The organism is Amycolatopsis sp. NPDC005961 (assembly GCF_040629235.1).
Classification (GTDB): Bacteria; Actinomycetota; Actinomycetes; order Mycobacteriales; family Pseudonocardiaceae; genus Amycolatopsis; species Amycolatopsis camponoti.
The window spans coordinates 49,991-69,681 of sequence record NZ_JBEXVF010000049.1; the positions used below are offsets into that span (position 1 = coordinate 49,991).

20 protein-coding genes are annotated in these 19,691 nt (G+C 65.3%); 7 read left to right on the forward strand and 13 right to left on the reverse strand.

Annotated features, from left to right (window positions below; translation table 11 throughout):
* The first annotated feature begins 111 nt into the window (after positions 1–111).
* Together ABZ342_RS33880 and ABZ342_RS33885 are read left to right on the forward strand one after the other, a co-directional pair.
* On the forward strand, positions 112–672 hold the full coding sequence (locus ABZ342_RS33880) for a hypothetical protein (RefSeq protein WP_360481794.1): 561 nt from the start codon (positions 112–114) through the stop codon (positions 670–672).
* Between the two features lie 88 nt (positions 673–760).
* On the forward strand, positions 761–1,963 hold the full coding sequence (locus ABZ342_RS33885; RefSeq protein ID WP_360481855.1) for an Ig-like domain-containing protein: 1,203 nt from the start codon (positions 761–763) through the stop codon (positions 1,961–1,963).
* Between the two features lie 58 nt (positions 1,964–2,021).
* Here ABZ342_RS33885 and ABZ342_RS33890 read toward each other — a convergent pair whose 3' ends face one another.
* Entirely contained in the window at positions 2,022–2,900 is an 879-nt protein-coding gene (locus ABZ342_RS33890; protein ID WP_360481797.1) for an aldo/keto reductase family oxidoreductase, read from the reverse strand.
* A gap of 269 nt (positions 2,901–3,169) precedes the next feature.
* On the opposite strand from ABZ342_RS33890, the gene ABZ342_RS33895 reads away from it, so the two are divergent.
* Entirely contained in the window at positions 3,170–4,618 is a 1,449-nt protein-coding gene (locus ABZ342_RS33895) for a recombinase family protein (protein ID WP_360481800.1), read from the forward strand.
* A gap of 205 nt (positions 4,619–4,823) precedes the next feature.
* Here the strand turns inward: ABZ342_RS33895 and ABZ342_RS33900 are convergent, their stop codons facing one another.
* The 7 genes from ABZ342_RS33900 to ABZ342_RS33930 all read right to left on the reverse strand — a co-directional run bounded on the left by ABZ342_RS33900 (position 4,824) and on the right by ABZ342_RS33930 (position 13,600).
* Positions 4,824–6,065, reverse strand: coding sequence for an HAD hydrolase-like protein (locus ABZ342_RS33900; protein WP_360481803.1), 1,242 nt, complete (start codon positions 6,063–6,065; stop codon positions 4,824–4,826).
* Between the two features lie 127 nt (positions 6,066–6,192).
* Positions 6,193–6,975, reverse strand: coding sequence for a hypothetical protein (locus ABZ342_RS33905; RefSeq protein WP_360481806.1), 783 nt, complete (start codon positions 6,973–6,975; stop codon positions 6,193–6,195).
* Positions 6,976–7,786: 811 nt separating this feature from the next.
* Positions 7,787–10,180 (reverse strand): FtsK/SpoIIIE domain-containing protein, encoded by a 2,394-nt coding sequence (locus ABZ342_RS33910; RefSeq protein WP_360481809.1) that lies wholly within the window; start codon positions 10,178–10,180, stop codon positions 7,787–7,789.
* Positions 10,173–11,042, reverse strand: coding sequence for a hypothetical protein (locus ABZ342_RS33915; RefSeq protein WP_360481812.1), 870 nt, complete (start codon positions 11,040–11,042; stop codon positions 10,173–10,175). Before ABZ342_RS33915 ends, ABZ342_RS33910 begins: the two co-directional genes overlap by 8 nt.
* Entirely contained in the window at positions 11,039–11,377 is a 339-nt protein-coding gene (locus ABZ342_RS33920) for a hypothetical protein (RefSeq protein ID WP_360481815.1), read from the reverse strand. Before ABZ342_RS33920 ends, ABZ342_RS33915 begins: the two co-directional genes overlap by 4 nt.
* Positions 11,374–11,706: a WhiB family transcriptional regulator gene (locus tag ABZ342_RS33925; protein WP_360481818.1), complete on the reverse strand. Its 333-nt coding sequence runs from the start codon at positions 11,704–11,706 to the stop codon at positions 11,374–11,376. The genes ABZ342_RS33920 and ABZ342_RS33925 overlap by 4 nt, the downstream gene beginning before the upstream one ends.
* Before the next feature lie 397 nt (positions 11,707–12,103).
* Positions 12,104–13,600: a helix-turn-helix transcriptional regulator gene (locus ABZ342_RS33930; RefSeq protein ID WP_360481821.1), complete on the reverse strand. Its 1,497-nt coding sequence runs from the start codon at positions 13,598–13,600 to the stop codon at positions 12,104–12,106.
* A gap of 242 nt (positions 13,601–13,842) precedes the next feature.
* On the opposite strand from ABZ342_RS33930, the gene ABZ342_RS33935 reads away from it, so the two are divergent.
* From ABZ342_RS33935 to ABZ342_RS33950, 4 genes are all read left to right on the forward strand, one after another.
* On the forward strand, positions 13,843–14,283 hold the full coding sequence (locus tag ABZ342_RS33935) for an Imm1 family immunity protein (RefSeq protein ID WP_360481824.1): 441 nt from the start codon (positions 13,843–13,845) through the stop codon (positions 14,281–14,283).
* Positions 14,284–14,769: 486 nt separating this feature from the next.
* Positions 14,770–15,042, forward strand: a complete 273-nt coding sequence (locus ABZ342_RS33940; RefSeq protein ID WP_360481827.1) for a hypothetical protein — start codon at positions 14,770–14,772, stop codon at positions 15,040–15,042.
* A 221-nt stretch (positions 15,043–15,263) separates the two neighbouring features.
* Entirely contained in the window at positions 15,264–15,566 is a 303-nt protein-coding gene (locus tag ABZ342_RS33945) for a helix-turn-helix domain-containing protein (protein WP_360481858.1), read from the forward strand.
* Between the two features lie 218 nt (positions 15,567–15,784).
* Entirely contained in the window at positions 15,785–16,552 is a 768-nt protein-coding gene (locus ABZ342_RS33950) for a LysR family transcriptional regulator (RefSeq protein ID WP_360481830.1), read from the forward strand.
* A 35-nt stretch (positions 16,553–16,587) separates the two neighbouring features.
* Here ABZ342_RS33950 and ABZ342_RS33955 read toward each other — a convergent pair whose 3' ends face one another.
* The 5 genes from ABZ342_RS33955 to ABZ342_RS33975 all read right to left on the reverse strand — a co-directional run.
* Positions 16,588–17,037, reverse strand: a complete 450-nt coding sequence (locus tag ABZ342_RS33955; RefSeq protein ID WP_360481833.1) for a DUF1931 family protein — start codon at positions 17,035–17,037, stop codon at positions 16,588–16,590.
* A 68-nt stretch (positions 17,038–17,105) separates the two neighbouring features.
* Positions 17,106–17,408: an antibiotic biosynthesis monooxygenase gene (locus ABZ342_RS33960; RefSeq protein ID WP_360481836.1), complete on the reverse strand. Its 303-nt coding sequence runs from the start codon at positions 17,406–17,408 to the stop codon at positions 17,106–17,108.
* A 136-nt stretch (positions 17,409–17,544) separates the two neighbouring features.
* Complete coding sequence (locus tag ABZ342_RS33965; RefSeq protein WP_360481839.1) at positions 17,545–18,144, reverse strand: MEDS domain-containing protein; 600 nt, start codon at positions 18,142–18,144, stop codon at positions 17,545–17,547.
* Positions 18,141–18,764: an MEDS domain-containing protein gene (locus ABZ342_RS33970; protein WP_360481842.1), complete on the reverse strand. Its 624-nt coding sequence runs from the start codon at positions 18,762–18,764 to the stop codon at positions 18,141–18,143. The genes ABZ342_RS33965 and ABZ342_RS33970 overlap by 4 nt, the downstream gene beginning before the upstream one ends.
* Positions 18,765–18,776: 12 nt before the next feature.
* The coding region (locus ABZ342_RS33975; protein WP_360481845.1) for a helix-turn-helix domain-containing protein at positions 18,777–19,691 on the reverse strand (915 nt) is incomplete at its 5' end.

The window sequence follows — 19,691 nt, forward strand, 5'->3', positions numbered from 1 at the left end:
CGCCGGAGGTGCGTGAGCACGGTCAATGTCGCACGGCGATACACCGGCACAACCGGATGTCGGCGACGCCCAATCCCACCCGAGGGGCGCGGTGATCGGTACTGTCTGCCGGTGGGGTTCACCGAGCGGGCGCGCAGGGTGCGTGACGGGCGGCTGGCGTACGGCCGGCGGGTCGCGGCGTTGTGTTCGTGTGTGGGCCTCTACCACCCGATCGGCCATCGGGCGACGTTGAGCTTCCTCGGTGAGCTGGCGGGGCCGTACCAGCAGCACGAGCCGGCTCTGCTGCGGGCGCTCGAGGCGTTGGAGGCCAGTCGCGCGGTGTGGCGTGAGGAGGTCGCTTCCTACGTCGGCGCACGGGTGAGGCAGAAGCGGCTCGGCCGGCGGGTGCCCTCGCCCGGGGATGCGCCGCCGAGCAGGATGGGTGGCCATTGGTACGCCTCGACCCCCGATGTGTCGCGCCGCGCTGCGCTGCACGCGCTCAAACTGTGGGAGCGGGGTCAGCAGGCGGACCACGAGGTGCGGTCCGTCGTGCGGTGCTGCATCGCCACCGGCGGGCGGTTGACGGACGAGCAGCTGGACGTCGTTTCGCGCCGACGAGCGTCGGATGAGACCGACGAGGCTCGCTGGGCGATCACGCTCGTCGCGTCCGCCAGCGGTGCGGTCCGCGCGTGACTCGCCGGTGGGCGTCGGCGAGCGGTGCGTCGAAGTTCGGATCGTCATGCAACGCCAGGGGCGGTGAGACGTCCTGGTGATCGTGAGACTGATCCGTATCGCCGGGCTCGGCCTGAGTGTCCTGGTCCTGGCCGCGTGCAGCGGGCAGACCGCCGGAACCGCGTATCCGGCCGGAGCTGCCGGAGCGACCGCGACGACGACATCGCCCGGAACACCGGCCGCGACGGTGGCGTTCGCTCCCGCGGATCAGCTGAACCCGAAGGACGCGATCGTCGTCAAGGCCTCGGGCGGCACACTGCAGGCGGTCACGGTCACGAACCCGCAGACCGGCAACGCCGTCCAGGGCGGTCTCTCACCGGACAAGACGACCTGGACCAGCACGGACCACCTCCGGTACGCGGCCACGTACCAGGTGGTCGCCACCGCGGTGAACCAGGCGGGTGCGGCGACCGAGCAGCGCGGGGAAGTGCACACGCTGAAGCCGGCCGGGGTCGCCACGCCGGCACTCTTCCAACCGGCGTCGGGTGATTTCGGCGTCGGCCTGATCATCGGCCTGAAGTTCGACCACGACATCACCGACAAGGCCGCGGCCGAGAAGTCGTTCAAGGTGACCTCCGCACCCGCCCAGGAGGGCGGCTGGTACTGGGTGGGCAAGCGCGAGGTGCACTTCCGGCCCAAGGACTACTGGAAGGCCGGCTCGACGGTGAAGCTCGAGACCACGACCTTCGGGACGCCGATCGGCGGCGGGGTGTACGGCGGCCAGGACGTCTCGGCCACCTACAAAGTGCACGACTCGTGGGTCGCCAAGGCCGACGGCAAGACGCACCAGATCCAGGCGTTCCACAACGGGCAGCTGGTGAAGACCGCTCCGACCAGCATGGGCAAGACCGCCGACACCCCGCCGCGAGGCGCGACGCCGACCTTCACCGGCACCCACACGGTGCTGGGGAAGGAGGAGCACAAGATCATGGACTCCTGCAGCTACGGCGTGTGCGAGGGCGACCCCGGTTACTACAGCGCGCCGGAGAACTGGAACGTCCGGATCTCCAACGACGGCGAATACCTGCACGAGAACCTGAAGACGGTCGGCGTGCAGGGCAGTGCCAACGTCTCGAACGGCTGCCTCAACATGAACACCGAGAACGCCAAGTGGTTCTTCGACAACTTCAACGTCGGCGACGTCGTCGAGGTCACCAACTCGGGCGGCCCGCAACTGGCGATCAACAACGGTCACGGCGACTGGGCCATCAGCTGGAGCGCTTGGAAGGCCGGCAGCGCCTTGCGCGGCTGAGTTCCGCCTGCAGCGCGTTTCCCGGTCTGTCGGACGCAACGAGCCTGTGCGCGCCGGATCACCCGGCGGCGCCGATCTTGCCCAGCTCGGCCACGTCGTCCTCCGAGAGGCGGACTCCGGCGCCCGCGATGTTCTGGGTCAGGTGCGCCACCGACGAGGTGCCGGGGATGAGCAGGATGTTCGGCGATCGCCGCAGCAGCCAGGCCAGCGCGACCGACATCGGTGTCGTGCCCAGCCGGGTGGCCACGGCCGACAGCGCCGACGACTGCAGCGGGCTGAACCCGCCGAGGGGGAAGAAGGGTACGTAGGCGATGCCCTGGCCGGCGAGTTCGTCGATCAGCCGGTCGTCGTGCCGGTGGGCGAGGTTGTACATGTTCTGCACGCACACGATCGGCGCGATCGCCTGGGCTTCGGCGACCTGTTCGGTGGTGGCGTTGGAGACGCCGAGGTGCCGGATCAGGCCCTGCTGCTGGAGCTCGACCAGGGTGCCGAACGCCTCGGCGAGGGAGCCGGGCTGCGGTCCCGTGGCGTCGCCGAGGCGGAGGTTGACCAGGTCGAGCCGTTCGAGGCGGAGGGTTTCCAGGTTGTCGTGGACCGCCCGGCGCAGGTCCGCGGGCCGCCGGGCCGGGGGCCAGCCGCCATACTCGTCGCGGTGCGCGCCGACCTTGGTCACGATGTGCAGCGACGCGGGGTAGGGGTGCAGTGCCTCGCGGATCAGTTCGTTGGTGACGCGCGGGCCGTAGGCGTCCGCGGTGTCGATGTGGGTGATGCCGAGGTCGACGGCCTCGCGCAGGACGGCGAGCGCGCCGTCGCGGTCGGCGGGCGGCCCCATGACCCCGGGGCCGGCCAGCTGCATGGCGCCGTAGCCGAATCGGGTGACGGTCAGCTCGCCCAGCGACCACGTGCCGCCGGGCAGGAAAACGGTGTTCGTGCTCATGCCGTCGATCTTCGTGCGCGGCCGGGTGCGGCGGCCAACACCGATCCGGTGGACTGTGATACCGGGGAGGTATCACAGCGAGGTACGCTGTGGTGTGGACACCTTGGAGACCCGGGAGCTGCGGTACTTCATCGCCGTAGCTACGACTCTTCTAGTGCACACTTGCTGTCATGGGACCTTCACAGCCACTCCGTGAGCGGGGCCGAACGCTGATCGGGTACGCCCCTGACCAGCTAGTTTGGATTCTCCAAGCCCGTGAGTCCAGGGTCGTGCCGGGCCAGGATGCCCCGGGTGAGGGACAGGTCGACTACCAGCTCAGCGACCTGCGGAAGTTCGTCAAGACGATCGGCGGTCGGGTCGACCGTGAGGTTCCCGAGCCCAACGTGTCGTCCTTCAAGCGGCGGCGTGTGCTGCTGCCCGATGGCACCTACGGCTATCGCGTGGTCCGCCCGGATTGGGAGTCGATTCTCACGGCTCTGCGCCGGGGCGAGTGCAATGCCCTTGCCTGTGCGGATATCGACCGGGCGACCCGTGACCCACGTATCCTGGAAGATCTCATTGACGCGGTCGAGTTGTACGGGGTCTACGTCGTCAGCATGACCGGGAATATCAATCTGACGACCGATGAGGGGATCGATTCTGCGCGGCGCTTGGTCAATCAGCGTAACGCCGAATCCCGCAACACGTCGCGTCGGGTTACGGACGGAAAGCGTCGGGCGGCGCAAGCGGGAAAGCTTCACGGCGGCCCTAATCGCCCGTTCGGCTGGCGCAAAGACCGGGTCACGGTCAACAAGCGTGAAGCAAAACATATCTTGGCGGCGGTCCCGCGCATTATCGCGGGACTAAGTCCGCTGACCTTGGCGCGGGAATGGAACGATCGCAAGATCCCGACAGTGACCGGCGTGGAGTGGCGGGCGGCAACGGTCCGGAACATGTTCACTCGCCCCCGCATGTGCGGAATGGTCGTCTACCGTGGCGCGGTTGTCCGAGGTGAAGATGGCGAACCGGTTCGCGGGCGATGGGAGCCAATTCTCAGCGATCACCAGTATGCGGCCGTGGTGCGCGCGTGGAGCCCCGCGCAAGAGCACGAACAGTCCCGGGTCGGCGGGAAAGGGCGCGGCTATCGGACCAATCATTTGCTGTCGCCGTTCGTTCGATGCGGCAAGTGCAGCGCGCGCATGGTCGGTTCCAGCAGGCGCGACCAGCGTTCCGGAAATCTGGTTGAGATCTACCGATGCCCGTCGAAGGGGCAAGGCGGGTGTTCCAGCGTCTCACGCGACGCCGCCCCCGTGGATGCCTTCATTCAAGCTTTGGTTCTGGCGGAGCATCGGAAGATTCAGTCCCGAAAACTGGAAAAGCTACCACCGTGGCCGAAGGAGAAGGAACTTCAAGATCTGAAGGACCGAATCCAGGAATCGACATTGCGGTACGAGGCCGGAACTTACTCGGCAGAGAACTATTTTCCCAGCCTGGCGCGCATGGAGTCCAAAGTGGCAACCCTGAAACTTGAGAAGCGTAAATATTCCGCGCGGCAGGATGCCCGCGACGCAGCGATCGCCAACCTTGACGAGCTGTGGGAGAAGCCGAGCTTTACCATTGAACTGAAGCAGGCGGCGATTGCACAGACCCTTACCGCCGTGGTGATCACCCCCGCCGGAAAGGGTGTCCGGTTTCATCCGGATCAAATCAAGCCGATTTTCAGCGGCGACGACGACTGACTTCCATGCAGGGCGGATGCCACCGGACACACGAACTATCTACACCCGGGCTGGCCATCTCATAGATGGCGGCTACGTCGGTCGCGACCGACGGCGCCGACGGGAAGGCTGAACCGCAGCGCCATCGCTTACCCGTGCTCGGCGGACCATGGCGCACTCGACAAGATGCACTCGTTGGTCTTCTTATTAATGGCATAGGGCCGCGCTAGTCTTGCTCTCCATTCACTGCGTTCCAGGTCCCGGCGCGTTGGTTTACAGCCTCTGGAAGCTGACTTGAGACCCAAATCACAAGGTCTTCGTACAGGGATGGATCTTTCATATACTCCGCGCCCAAATCGAAGTATTTTCGCTCTCCTTGTATTATTCGGTGAATCCCGATATTTCGAGATTCCACAAATCTTGAGAGCCTGACGGAAATGTCTGCGTCAAGGCCTGCGTCGCTCGCTTGATTGACCAGCTTTCCGAGCGTGAACTTTTCGTCGGCTCTGAATGTTCGCGCTTTACAAGCGGAAAACCATTGACGTATTTCCATCTCAATTAAAATCGCGGTACTTGCGTAGACCTCAAGTATGAGACCTCTTCCTGCTGCCTCGCGGCGTGAGTGCTCAAGTATCCACAAATTCTCACGTGCAGCTTCTTGGTCCAAGAAGCCTAAATTAGCCGAGTCTCCAACGTTCTTGCCCCCACCGGAGATGACTAAGTACTCCAGCATCTCTGCATCCGTGAGTGAACCTTTGTCGCGGAGATCAAATACTCTTTGCAGTTGGCGTTCTCGCGCGTCGAGATAGACCTCGCCAAGGACACTTCCGAGCTCTACCAAGCTCCGCACCTCGGGCAACGAGCCTTCGTTGTGAGTTCGTTTATAGTGACTCTTTCGATAAACAATCGTCGGGACTCTGACCTCTTTGGCTGCATCGCAACTTGCCGTGGAGGATGCCACTAGCAGTGAGTTCTCGAGCGGCGTTTGAAGGTTGAATCTCACCGTATGGAAAACATGAGGCTCTGGCATCATGTGGCTCAGCGCCCGTGGACGAGTGACGATCAGGTCGAATTGATCGATGAGGTCATTCTCTTCAATGAATCTATGAACCGCCGCGCTGGACATTCTTGATATGCAAGCCGTCTTTCGGTTCGACTGCCGAACGAGCTCAAGCAGAGATCTGACTCCAGGATTGGTCATAGCATCATTGATGAGTTCAAGTTCCAGTTCGGCGACTGCCTGATCGCCTGCCTCCGCTACCTCGGTTGCTTTTGAATCGAGTTGACTAAGCAGTTCGAATGTATCGCGTGAGTCGATCAGCGTGATAGGAAGACTGAATCTGCGGGCGAGTCTAGATAAAGTCTTGGCGACATCGAAACGCTGTCCGGGCGTGTTGCAAACGACCCCTTCAAATTCAAACAGAACCAGCTGGCAGTCGCGTAGCAGTTGCTCTACGGAAGGTGTCATTACTCTCCAAAAATTACAGTCACGTGAGTCCCTCTGGCGTCGCAGGGCGCAAACCGTGCGCCTTGCCGCATGCCAGAAGCAATTCTCTGACGTTTCTCCCGAAAGCGAATTGTTTCTAAAGTCAGCGCTAGCTTCCTAGGTCGACGAAGTATTTCACTAGCTCGTCATATCGCTCTTGGTAAACAGGCGCTTTGATCTCCTTCGGTCGAAGAATCAGACCATTTTCACGCGCGTAACGAATCCCATCTTTCTCGCGCACGTACAGCATGCGTGCAACTTTCTCGAACAATGTTCGTTCCGTCCCGTTTTTTGTCGGCTTACCTTGACTGTTGACGACCCAGCGGAAGGCGCCCAGGACAATGTCCACCGCAGAGCTGATATTTGACGCGCCGTCACACGTCGTCGCGTACATCAAAACACGATCAAGTGGTAATTGGTAGCCAGAACCTGGAAATTGAAGGCCGAGCTGAAACTTGTTCTTAAGCATTGAGTACGCCTGACCGTCTGGAAGTCGGTCGATTACCACGATTCCGTAATCGTCGTGATCGCGGAGAAATCTTTCATTGAACGAGTTGAGTACGGTATTGAGCGAGTATTCGGTAAGGTTCTCCGGCTTTGCAATGTTGTGGTGAATCATTTGCACAATGAATCGCAGTCCTTCAGCGTGACAGGCCTCGATGACAGCGTTTTTCGCCTCGCGGTGAGCGTCTGCCGTGACGGCCGACGGCCGTGAGTTGGTATCAAATTTCAGCCTATCGATATCCTGAAACCCATACTTTTTTCGGATATTTGCGATGGCGTTACTCACCCTGGGCAACTGCTTGTCGGATAGCGTCAGGCCCCCGTAGATGAAATATTCGGCCGCCTGGGTCGGTGTCACGTTGGTTTCGTCGGTGACGAAGAAGTACACGAGCACCTCCAGTAGGTCCCCCTATCGATGATCTTAATGTCCTAACGAGTGACAACCTCGTTACACCTGTTGTCAATTCGAAACCTCGTTCTCATTTTGCAAGATGACTTAATATTTGGTGATCGACTAACTACTTTCTCGGTACGACAACAGGCCGCGCACCAAACCCGGGGCAACAGATCGAGCGGTCGACCCTCGCGCAACAACGGGGCCAGGGCACCTGATCATCGGCTACCGCCCGTGCTGAGCGGTCCGACGCTGACCGTGCAATGACCACGGCGGTGCGACCGGTTGTGACCGGCCGCACCGCCGTGGCGTTGTCGCGGATTGAATTCTCCGTGGTATCAGTCTGCGGGTAGCTCGAGCCCGTAGATCGCCGCCACCTTGACGGCCCAGGCGCGGGAGCGCTCGGGAGCGTGCTTCAACTGTTCCTGCGCCCACTCCTCCGGAGTCGGGATCGGACACTGCGGGACTGCTCGCCCACCCTGTCGGCTCGCAGCGGCTCTGACGCGTCGAGACCCCGCCCCGGTCGCTCGGTTCGGCCGTGACGGTATCGAGCCGTCCACGGCTCCCTCAGGCCGTCCTACGGCGGCGCGTTGCCGAGTGCGCCGGGGCCGGTCGGCGTCCGACTGGTCGCCGTCGTCCGGGCTGTCGGCACGGTCACCGTCAGCCGTACTCGTCCCGGTCGCTCCGCCGTCGTGAGTCGGGCGGTCGTCTCCTGCGTCGGGGTGGTGGTCATGGTCGCTGCCTTTCAGGTCCTGCCGGGTGGTCGTCCGCGGTGCGTCGGTGGTGTGGTCGGGCAAAGGGCCGCTCACCTCCCCTCGTCCGGTCGGCGGGGAGGCAGGGAGGGATCGTCGCCGATCCCGGAGTCACCCCGGTTTCGGCCCGATCCGGGGCCAGGCCGGCGGTGGGTCCCTGGGCTCCCTGACCCGCGTTCGCCCTGGTCAGAGCAGGGACTTTCGCTGAGGGACCCGTCAGGGAGAAGTCCCTGAGTCCCTGCCGGGTCCCTGCCCGCATCCCTGTCGTCTCCGGTCCCCGTGCCGACGTCGTCGCGGTCCCGACGGGCAAGCGCGGCGGCCACATCGTCGGCCCGGATGACTTTGTTCCCGTCCGACTTGACCGGCGCGACCCGGAACGGCGCGAGGGCGGCCGACAGGTCCCGGAACGTCCACTCCCCGTACTTGCCGGGATCGTGCCGAGCTAACCGGTTCAAGACCACCTGAGTCCGGACCCGCTTCTCTCCGTCCAGCACCGCCGCGACGTCGGCCAGGTGGTCCGCGACGACCGGTGCCGCGCCGAGCTGCGGGCGTGCGCTTGACTCGACCGCCCGGCCCATCTCCTCAATCAGCGCCACCGCCCGCGCGATGACCGGCGTGACGTCGTCAGCGCCGTCCTCGAACGGCACGTAGAACGTGCGCACCAGCTCGAACGTCTCATCGGTGATGCCGACCGCGACGCAGGTCCCCCGGTCGGTGTTGATCCGGAGCTCCGTTGCGCGGATACCGGCCGCGTACTTGCCCGACCCGAGTAGCCCGTCATTGGCCACCTGATCGGCCACGCTGAACGCCACCCCGCACGAGACGTTGCGGGTGACCTCCCGAGGGATGCTGTCCTTCGTCGGCGACTGGGTGGCCAGCAACAACACGATCCCGTACTTGCGTCCCCGCTTGATCAACCGCACAGCCAGTTCGGCGGCTTTCTTGCCGAACTTCGGGTGCTGGAACAACTCGTGGCACTCGTCGATCCCGCACACCAGCGGATGCAAGCCAAGCCCGGCCTTGTCGGCGAGCTTGCGAGAGACTTTCGGCGGGCGGCCCGGCTGCTCTCCGAGAATCTTGCCGCGTCGCTCCATTTCGGTCAGCAAGTCCGCCAGCGCCTGCGTGGCCGCTTCGGCCACACTGTCATCCATCCCCATCCCGTAGCGGGACAGCCGGGGCCGGAACGGTTCGAAGTCGGGCGACTCGCCCATGACGAACGCCCACAGCTCGGCCGTGGGGTCGAGTGCCGCGCCGAGCAGCAGCGTCCGCAACGCCGCCGACTTGCCCTGTCCGGGACGGCCACCGATCAGCCAGTTCACCCCAACAAGTGGCGCGTTGATGACCACCCCGCGTTGGGACAGGCCGAATGGGACTCCCTCGAACACGTCGACCTGTCCATCGTGGACCAGCGGCCATTGGCCGGCCCCGCCCCGGAGGACGCCCTTGTCGGCGATCCACAGGTCGAGGATGCCGTCTTCATCTCCCTTGGTAGGCCAGGTTTCCAGCGACGCGCGTCCGAGGTTCGCGGCCAGTTTGGACCGACGCGCCGCGACCATGTCCGCGGTGACCCCGAGCGGCAGCCGGAGTTGAGCGAACGTCCCGTCACCGTCTTTACGGGCGGCCACGGTGTAGACCAGCTCCCCGCCGTCGCGGTAGAACCTGTCCAGTGGGCTGATTCCCAGATGCGCCAACGCTTTCGAGATCATGCGTTCGTCGATCCAGGAATCGGCGTCGTCGCGGTCCGGCCGGACCAGCCACCCGGAACCGGGGGTGCGGTCACGTCCCTCGAACGTCGCCGCCACGGCCCACGCCACCGGGATCACGATCAGCAGTACTGGCACCGCCACCGTGAGCGCGGACCAGACGGCTTCCACTCCCGTGTAGACGTCCGCGAGCCACGGCCACATGTCCGCCCGGTCCATCACCGAGTCCACCAGCCACAGCACCGATACGACCGGAGCGGCGACCCGTATGGTGATCACCAACCGGCGCACGGCAATGCCGAGCTTGGCCCACCGCGCCGTGGCATCGGAGCGGATCAGCTCCTGCGCCGCGCGGCGCGCGGCGGCGTCCCCGGCGAGCCGTGCCCGGCGGGCGTCCGCGCGGAGATCGGCGTAGGTTGCCCAGTTCCAGAACTTGACCAGCCACCGCCAGTTCCCGCGCAGTACGAACCACACCAGCCGGATGACATCCTGCGGTACCTTCCGCACCCGGTAGGCGGCCAGCGACCGCGCCCGGACCATCTGCCCGGACCGCCAGAGCCGCCCGGCCGCGTCGGCGACCCGCCGCCACGTCGACACCCGACGCGGGATCGACCGGTCTCGCGGCTGGGGCAACGTGTCGTCGATCAACTCACCGTCGAGCACCGGGCCGACGTACTCGACGTCCCGCCCGGCGGCGGTGGCCAGCTCGCCGGATTCGTGGTCGTCCCTGTTCGGTTCAGTCATCGCCAGCCACCCCCTTGCCGGTCTCGGCAGTCAGGGCGGCGGCGAGCCGGGAGGACAAGCCCCGGGAACATCCCGTGGTCTCCCGCACCCACACCGGGCTGATCTCGACGCCAGGCGTCCACGCGGCGCGGGCATCGGTGAGGTAGTCGGCGAACAGCTTCCGCCGGGCCGGACGCGGTGCCGCCGGTTCACGATCCGGCGCGCTCAGCTCACCCACCGGTTCGGTCGGTTCGTGAGCGACCGTGTTCGGTTCGTGGTCCGGGGCGGCCGGTTCCTGAACCGGGGCCGGTTCAGGCGTGTCCGTCCGGTCGGTGGCGTTCATGAACGCCACCGCCACGGCATCGGTGAGCTTGTCCCGCAGGTCGGTGACCGCTTCGGCGGCGACGAACACCACCAGCGGCGGAACCGAGTGCAGGACCACTCCGGCCGGCAAGCCGGAAACCCACGATGACCAGGTGTTCATCACATACGTTGCGGCCAGCGTGAGCCACTTCGCCGCCCGCACCCACGCTCCCATGTGGACCTGATACCGGGCGGTGACCTGCTCCGCCCGCAGGATGGCCAGCAGGACCAGGCACACCGTCGGGTCCAGCAGCCACGCCGTCAGCCACGGCAGGGACCCAAACGTGGCCCCGGCGGCGGCGAACCACTGCACGTTGGCCGTGGTGAACGCCAACCCGAGCACGATCCCGGACCAGCACAACCGATCCACCTGAGACCGGACCCGCTCCACCCGCAGCGCCACAACATCGGGGTGGGTCTGCCAGCGGCGGACGTCGGCCGCCTCTGCCGCGTCGGCGGCCAGCCGCCGCGCCCGGCCTGCCACGGCCGCCGGGCTCTCGTTCTGGTTGGTGGTGGTCATCGGCGACCACCGCCCCGGCGGCGCGTGTTGACGGTGTCCATGGACGTGACAGTCAGGGCACGCGTCAGGACGTAGGCCGCGATCAGGTCCGGCACCCCGAGGACCACCAGCACCAACGTCGGGTTGTGCACGTGCGTGATCACGAGCCACTGAACGCCCGTGAACGCCGCACCCGTGAACAGCACCCGCCCGGCAAGCGACACCACCCGGGAGCTTGCCCGCGCCGCGTCGGCGGCCCGGCGAGCCTTCCGGGCGCTGTAGCGCCAGACCATGAACAGCGCCAGCAGCACCCCGACCCCGGCGAGGATCTGTGTCGGCGTGAGGTTGACATTCATCGCGCCTCACCACCCCGGCGACGCGCCCACACCGGGTAGAGGGCGCGCCGGTCGGTGTCCGGCAGCGCACCCCACACCCCGACCGTGTCCGGTCCGGCCGTCCGCAAGTCCAGTTCTCGGCACTGGTCGATCACCGGGCATCCAGCGCACATATGGGCGGCCAACTCCCGGTCCGGCGAGTCCTCGCCGGACAGTTCCGGGATGTCCGTCCGGTCGAATGCCCAGAAACACAGGCCGTCCCGGGCCACTACTTCGCACAGCACGTCGTCCGGCACATCGGCGTGCCGGTCCAACTGGGCAGCCATCTCCGTGTAGTCGTGGTCAGTCATCGCGCACCGCCGCCCAGCACGCGCCGTACTTCGGTCGCAGGAACAACAAGGCGGGAGCGACGGCGCACCGTACGGAGCGCGCCACGTCGAATCGCCGAGCACACGGAGGACTCGGAGACACCAAGGTTCCAAGCAGCTTGACGGATGGAAAGAACCGCCGAAGAACCGACGATCCGAGTTGAGCTTTTCATCAGGTTTGACCCTTACTCTTGGCTTCAACCTGCGGTTTTGCAGGCCGTTGCCACTAAGTAAGCCGCCATCGCGAAAAAGCTACTATGCCATGACTTGAATAAATGATTTGCCGGGAGAATATCCGCAGGTCAAAGCCATATTGGACGCGAGAGGCATTCTCGAAAAGAATGTTTTAGGAGCGAATATTCTCCGCTAGAATATACGGCTACTGGGTGCGCTTGACGTCCGCGAACAACTCTCGGAAGTCCGCGCCAGCGCCTGCGCCGTATGTGTCCAGCTCTTGCTCCAGCTCCGCAGACACCATGAGCAGTGTCGGACGGCTCTGACGGCCGTTCTGAAGCGCTTGGATGCCCAGCGCAGCGGCTTCGTCCACGTCTCCGCGCCTCGCGGCGATCACTGCGAGCGTGAGCTGTGCTTCGGCGATACGCATGGGCGCGGTCGGGACACCTTCGGAGTTAACGCTGCGGCGCATGACTTCCTCTGCATTGCGCTGGGCAAGCTGGTCTTCGCCGACAAGCCGATAGGTGTCCATCGCGTAGAAATCCCACTTATCCGGATCAACTACAAAGTGGTTGTCCGGCCGCTCTGGGTAAGGCAGTCGACCGAGGAGTTCGCTGCCGCTGTCGAGTGCCGCGTGAACTTCCTCGACCATTCCCATTCGCGCGTATGCCTTCGCCTGCTGGCCGTAGAGTTGGACGGCAACAGAGTGCGATGGTGCGGCCAAAGCTCCGGACTCGGCGGCGGGGATGACGGCGCGGAAATTTCCGGCCGTCAGGTGAAACCACGCCAGCATCTCGTGTGCCCAGCCGACGATCCCGGGATCGCCAGCTTCCTTGCCAAGTTCCAGCGCCATACGTCGAGTGGCCTCAGCCGCCTTCGCGTCACCCACGTCGTACTCAAGGCATCCCACAAGCAGTGCCAGCGTCCCGGCCTTGGTGAGCACGTCACGGTGCTGCCCCAGAGTCAGGCGGTTGTCGAGCAATTCGGTCATCTTGCCGAGCCACTGCTTGCCGGTAGTCATGAGCTGACGAGCATCAGCGTGCGGGTAGTCGCAGCACAACTGTTCGACCGTGATGTCGAGAGCGTCGATTGTGGACGAATCGATCGCTGACGCCCGGACGCGTCGAAGTAGTTCGAGCGTGTCCATGCCCGTGTTCACGACGAGCAGTTCATCCCGCGCCTCGGGTGTTACTAAGCCGCTGGTGGGCGAGTCGCCGGGAGTTGACTGCTGGCCCGCCGTGAGGTGTTGAAACCTCAAACGGCTTTGCCCGGGGAAGTCGAACCACAGTAGGTGTTGTGGCAAGTGGAGGATCTTGGCGTAGTTTCGGAGCGTCTCAAGGTTCTGCTCGGGCTTGCCGTTCTCCAGCTTGCTCACCTGAGCCTGCGTGAGGCCCAGCCACCGCCCCAACAGTTCTTGATTCAGCGATTTCCCAAACAGCTGAAGGTGGCGCGGGTGATTCCGATATGCCTTGAATACCTTGCCGATGTGCTGACTTTCGAAGGCCGCCCGAAACTCGTCTGTCTCAAAGAACTCGTTCCGCAGCTGGACTGGGGGAGTTCGGAGTTGGTCGCGTTGCTCTCGGTGACACTTGCTGCACAGGCGCGCAGTGTTGTCCGTGGCGAGCGCTGTCCCGCACCCCTGGCAACGCCGACCGCCGGAAGTGCCGGCCGCGCGGTGCTGCGGACCGCCAGGTGAGGTCATCGCGCCCCCTCTCGCTGCTGGTGCTGTCCTCCCTCTGACCAGCGTACATAGGGCGACTGGGACTCACCAGTGAGTGAACGTTCCGGAGTCGAAGATGTGCGCCGACCTGGCGTTATGCCGCTGTGGGCATGTCGCATGCTCACAGCGATATAGACCGCAATACTGCGGAGCGTGACGGTTGATCGCAAGGCCGGGTGCAGTCCGGCCCGGAACGGCCCCCGATCGAACGGCGACGTGAACACATGCTTCTCACGGCATCCCTCACCACTGGCGTAGCCCGCGTCACGAGCGGAATGCAGGAATCGATCCTTCTTGTCGACGAGATATTGAGAACTGATCACGTTGACTGGGAGACCACGTTGATCGTCGGAGACGTTGAATTCCACAAGAGCAAAGAGGGTCCGTTTCCTGATCATCAGTTGCGAGTCAGTGTGCGACCGTCGGTAGGGCTTGCGGCTCTCAACTATCTGGACAACGACGATCCGGATATGCCGATCGCAAACTCCTTCAATCCGAAGCGTCCACTTCCTGAAGTGAACTTGATATTTAATGGGACCACTGGTGCGGTTTTTCCGCGCACGGCGGCAATCCCCGTGTCGGATGCTCGCGACGCCCTCGTCGAGTGGCTGAGAACGCGAAAGCGTCCGACCTGCATTGAGTGGCGTCCCTACGACTCGTACTGACGGCTGGAGAGTCTTGGAGAATCAGATGCTGATTGAGAACTCAGCGGGCAGGGTGCCACGTGCTGCCTCTCCGACACTGCCCGCCGAAAATGCTCTGTACGTGACGTGGAGTCGATGCCTTGAAGACGACCACGACCACGCGGTTACCGATGAAGAGTTCGCACGAGGCGTACAACGCCAACGCGGAGAATTCTCCGCTCTGTGTGGGCACAGGTTGCTAATCGCGTCGAGCCTCATTCCGCCCGGCCCGCCTTGCGCTCGGTGCTGTGCATATATCGCAGCCCTCGCCATTCTTTCCGACTCGGAAGAGCGTCTCGGGTCGCCGAAAGGCGCCAAGAAGCGTCTATGGAGCCGCTTCTTTCGGCACCCACGATCGTCCGCCACCACGCCCTCCCAACATGATGGCGGACTCGAAAGTCCGGCGGGGGCGGGTTGCGCCCCGACAGCGCCCGTCTCCGCCGGACGCCACGCATTGCGAGGCGACCTATGACCATACGACTTTTATTCGGACGCCCTTTGCCCGGCGTCGTGGGCGAGACGCGCAGAGTTGTGCACGTATTCGAATTCCCAGCTCTAGACGTGACGCCCGAGCGATTGACGGCATTCTGTTCAGAGACATTCGGTCCCGGCGAACTCGAACTGCTCGACCGTCCATTGGGGATGCCCTGCGAGTCGTGCCTGCGGCGAACCCCGACGCCCGATCCAGAGCTGCCTCTGAACGGCACACTGTCGGCTCCAATATGGACTCTGGAGGCATGAAGTGGCGGAAGACGCACCACCACAAATACCGTCGCTTGAAGAAGATGCTCGGCGGCTATCGCGTGAGCGGCGAATAGGCGAGCCATTGACTGACGAGGACTGGGCGGCTGCCCATCGTGCCGTGAATGCGTACTGGCCCCGCTTTCGCACTCCTTGTCGTCATCCGGGGTTGTGGACCTGACATGACCTCGCCGCGCGGTACACCGCGAGACCCCGAGGTTATGAAGGCAGCGTACGAACGCGGCGTCAGCATCGCCGACATAGCGGCTAGCGCCGGGCTTAGCTACTCGTGGACGCGACGTAAACTTATCGAGCACGGCGTCGAGATCACTTGTCGATCGCGGCGAACAACGCCCGTTCCCGTGGAACAGCTTGCGACGGAATACTTGGCGGGCGACAGCATCCTGGCTATTGCCCAGCGATATGAGGGCCTGTATTACAAACTCGTCCGCGACCTGCTCTTGGAGCAGGGTGTGAAGCTGCGCGCGTCCACGAGGGCGCACAGGACGATGGGCGTGGGTTAGTGGTCCCTCGCCGACGTCAAGCCGCCGAAGCGGCCCCGTCGGTCCGCACTGCGGGCACTGCGTGGCCCCTTGCGCTGACGGCCGCAGGAGCACTGCGACGTCGACTCGCCGTCCGATTTCCAGGTTTGCCCTGTTCAGGACGCTGATAGAAGTGCATTAGTACAGTCATAGTTGTCGCCGAAGAACTGCACTTCGGCCGGGCCGCCGAGCGGCTCGGCATGGCCCAGCCGCCGTTGTCCCGGGCCATCCAGCAGCTCGAGCGCCGCCTCGGCGTCACCCTGCTGGAGCGCAACCGCCGCGGCGTGTCCCTGACCGGCGCCGGGGAAATCCTGCTGCGGGAAGGCCGCGCGGCTCTCGACGCGACCACCGCCGCCGTCCGCCGCACCCGCCGCGCCGGCGGACCGGGTGGCTCCCACGACCGGCTGGTGCTGGCCGTGAAGGCCGGCGCGTTCCATGAACTGCTGAACAAGCTGCTCGACGCCTACGCGGCCGAGCCCGGCGCCGCCGGGATCGAGGTCCTGCCGAGCGGCATGTGCGAGCAGGAAGGGATGCTGCGCGACGGCCGCGCCGACGTGGCGTTGATGCACACGCCGTTCAACTCCCTGGCCGGGTTCGACAGCGTCGAACTGATGACGGAGGCACAGGTGGCGGTCCTGCCCGCGAGGCACCCCCTGGCCGCGCGCAAGACGTTGTCGCTGGCCGAGATCTCGGACGTTCCCGGCCTGCCGCTCGCCCGCTGGCCACGCCACGACACCTACCCGCCCGGCCCGGGGCCGGAGGTCCACGACCAGACGCAGCTGGCCCAGCTGATCGCCCTCGGCCGCACCATGACGGTCTTCCCCGAGTCCGCCCGCACGTGGCTGTGGGAAGAGCACGCCGCCGTCCCTCTCAGCGACGCACCACCGGTCACCACCCATATCGTCTGGCCCGCGCACAGCCGCTCACGCGCACTGGCCGGGCTGGTCCGGACGGCCTCGCGGCTCTGACCCGCCACGGTGATACCGCCCTCCGCGCACCCCGTTCAGAGAAGCAGGTCGAACATCCGGAAGACCTGGTCCCATTCGGCGGAGCCGGGGTTCTTCACGCGAGGGTCGATGATCTTGAACGCCTGGGCGAGAGCCACGCTGAGGCCGCCGGCGACGGCCGGGAGCTGGCCCTCGGTCTCTTCGGAGATCGCGACCCCCAACGCGGGACGCGCCAGGAGCTGCTCGAGCAGCGGCACCACTTCCAGGTCCTCGTCCAGCTTGAGGAACTCGTGCATGCGTTCCTGCAGTCCCTTGGTGATCGGCAGGTCCCGCGGTTCGATGACGTCCCGCCCGTTGGCCTTGGCCGTGGCCTTGGCCACCACGAAGAGGTCGTAGACCTTGCGGTCCAGGAACTCGTCGTACCGTTTCAGATCGCTCTTGTCGACGTCCAGGCTCGCGGCCACCCGGAAGAACCGTTCGAACCGCGTCGCACCCATGACCGGCATCAGGCCTCCTGTGAGAGATGTTCGTGGACGAACCGAACGGCTCGAATGGATTTCGCGGTGGCGATCCGTCAAGCCAGCTTCGACGCCAGCACATCGAGCTGCGCGACGTCCGGCGGCTTCGCGAACAGCTCGGCGGCCCTCTCGCCGAGCGCTTGGCCGACCTTGCCCTGCAGATGGGCCGTGCGCCCGGCGTCGTCGGGAAAGAAGTCCACGATCGCGTACGTCGTCGGTCCGAGCTTGACGGCGAACCACGGGTAAGTGGCCGGCTCGTCCTCGACCAGCGAGCGACCGGCGTTGAGGAACTCCTCGACGTCGGCCTCCTTGCCCGGCTGCGCCTCCAGCGTCACCAGCAGTCCCACCGTGACGGACATGGCTACCTCCTGCGGTTCGTTCGATCACTGCGGAGGTCAGCATCGGGCAGTGCGGGCGGGCGGCGCATCAGCCCGCCAGGCCCGACATCGATCGCGGTTGTAGGCCTGGTGGGCCAGGCCTCACGGTGACGGAGGGTTACACCAGGGTCGCCGGGGGCACGTAGTACGGGTTCTCCAGCAGCACTCCGCACATCAGCACCTGCGGGTGCGTCTTCAGCAGGTCGAACACGATGTTCTCGCGGTACCGGGAGACGTCGTACACGCACAGGATCGCCTGCGGGTAACGGCTGGTGAAGTCGTTCAACGCGGCCTCGTACCGGAACAACTCGGGCAGCCCGGGCAGCTGCGGGTGCCACCAACGCGCCTCGGCCCCGAGCCGGACGAACGGGTAGCCCGCGGCCATCGCGGTGGACACGGCCTCGTCCCAGAACTCGATGATCCGGTCCACGGAGAACTCCTCCGGCGACAGCAGCCGGTCTCCCGCCGCCCGGATGTCCAGCTGCGCCGAGTCGACGCGCCCGCCGATGTCGTCGACGTCCTCGCCGAGCCGGTCGAGAAAGCCGTCGACCTCGTCCTCGTGCACGCCGAACAGGCACTTTTCGCCGGCCCGCAAGCCTTCGGTCAGGAAGGGCAGGAGGACGCTGTCCCGATCTTCCTCGCCCACGTGCAGTGCGCAGATGTGCTGGCCCGGCTCGATGACGACGCCAGGGGTGCCGAACTTCCGGGAACCGGTCATGACGGAATCCTCTGTTCGAAATCGGGATCGCAAACGTTTTCCGGCGGTGAGAGGTAATACGGGTTTTCGACGAGCGTCCCGGCCATCCAGACCTTCGGATGTGCCTTGATCATCGGAATGATCAGGTCGCCGCCGAACAGGTCCAGGTCGTAGAAGCACAGCACGACCTGCGGGAACTTTTCCCCCCACGCGGTTATCGCGACCTCTTCGGCGAGGAGCGCGTCGATCAGCGCGGGACTCAGCCGGGGCGCGGCCCAGCTCATGTCGCCGACAATTCGCCCGAACGGAGGGTCGCCGGTGCCGAACCTGCGCCGCGACCAGCCGTCCAGCATCGCGAAGAGCTCGTCGGGCGCGAACTCACCGTCCCGGAGGTGGCCGTCGTCCGGCTCGGTCACCACGAGGTCGCCGACGTGGTCCAGCCGTTCGCGGAAGTTCTCCCGCTCACCCTCGGCGCCCAGGTAGAGCACGGCGTCCCCCGCCCGCAGGCCCTCGGTGAGGAAAGGGACCAAGAGGTGGTCCCGCTCGGCTCTCCCCCGGTGGAAGACGCACAGGTGGTCACCCGGCGCCAGCTTGGCTCCGCCGAGGGCCACCTCGCGATCGGTCCGATGCTTCCGGTCCATCGTCACCTCCGGTCACGGCGATCCCCGCAGCACCTGCCACACCCGGGTGGCGAGGTGCAGGTTCAGCCTGCTGTCCACATCGTTGAGGTCGAGCTCCGTGATCTCCCGGATCCGGCCGAGCCGGTAGCGCAGCGTGCTCCGGTGGATCGTCAGCGCGGCCGCGGTGTCGTCGTAACTCCCGCCGCACTCGAGGTACTGCGCGAGCGTCGCCACCAGCTCGGCGTTGCGCTGGGTGTCGTAGTCGAGCAGCTTGCCGAGCCACTCGCGGACGAATTCGACGACGTCGCCGTGGTTCTGCCCGGTGTCGAGGATGCGGTAGATCCCCAGTTGTTCGAAGGTGGTGACACCGTTCGGGGCCTGCGAGGTGCGCCGGATCTCGAGCGCCCGCACCGCTTCCGTGTAGGACTTGGGCAGCCGCCCCGGGGTTTCGCAGCGGCTGCCGATACCGATCGCGCCCCCGGCACCGAGGCTTTCCGACAGCGAGGCGTACAGCGCCGCACCGTCCAGCGGCCCGGCGACCAGCAGCACGACCGCGCCCGAGTGGCGCGAGACGAGCGAGGCGAGCCCGAGCGTCGTCACGGCGCGTCCGGTGGCCTCGGCGACCACGTCCTCGGCGAGGTCGCCGGCCCAGCGCAGCACGACCACGTGGTGCGGACGGCGAAGATCGTGCCCGATCGCGTCGGCGCGGGCGTGCGCGCTCCCGTCGTCGGTTCCGGCGATGAGGTCGTCCACGAGGTCGCGGCGCAGGCGCAGCTCGACTTCGGCCAGGCTGCGCTGGTGGGAGAGCTCCAGCGCCAGCACGGTCGAGCCGTACTCGAGGGCGAACACCTGGTCCGCGCCGGCGGTGTGCGCCGGGTCGATGAGGGCGAGCACGCCGAGCACCTCGTGCCGCGGCCGCACCAGGGAGATGAGCCGGTCCTTCACCCG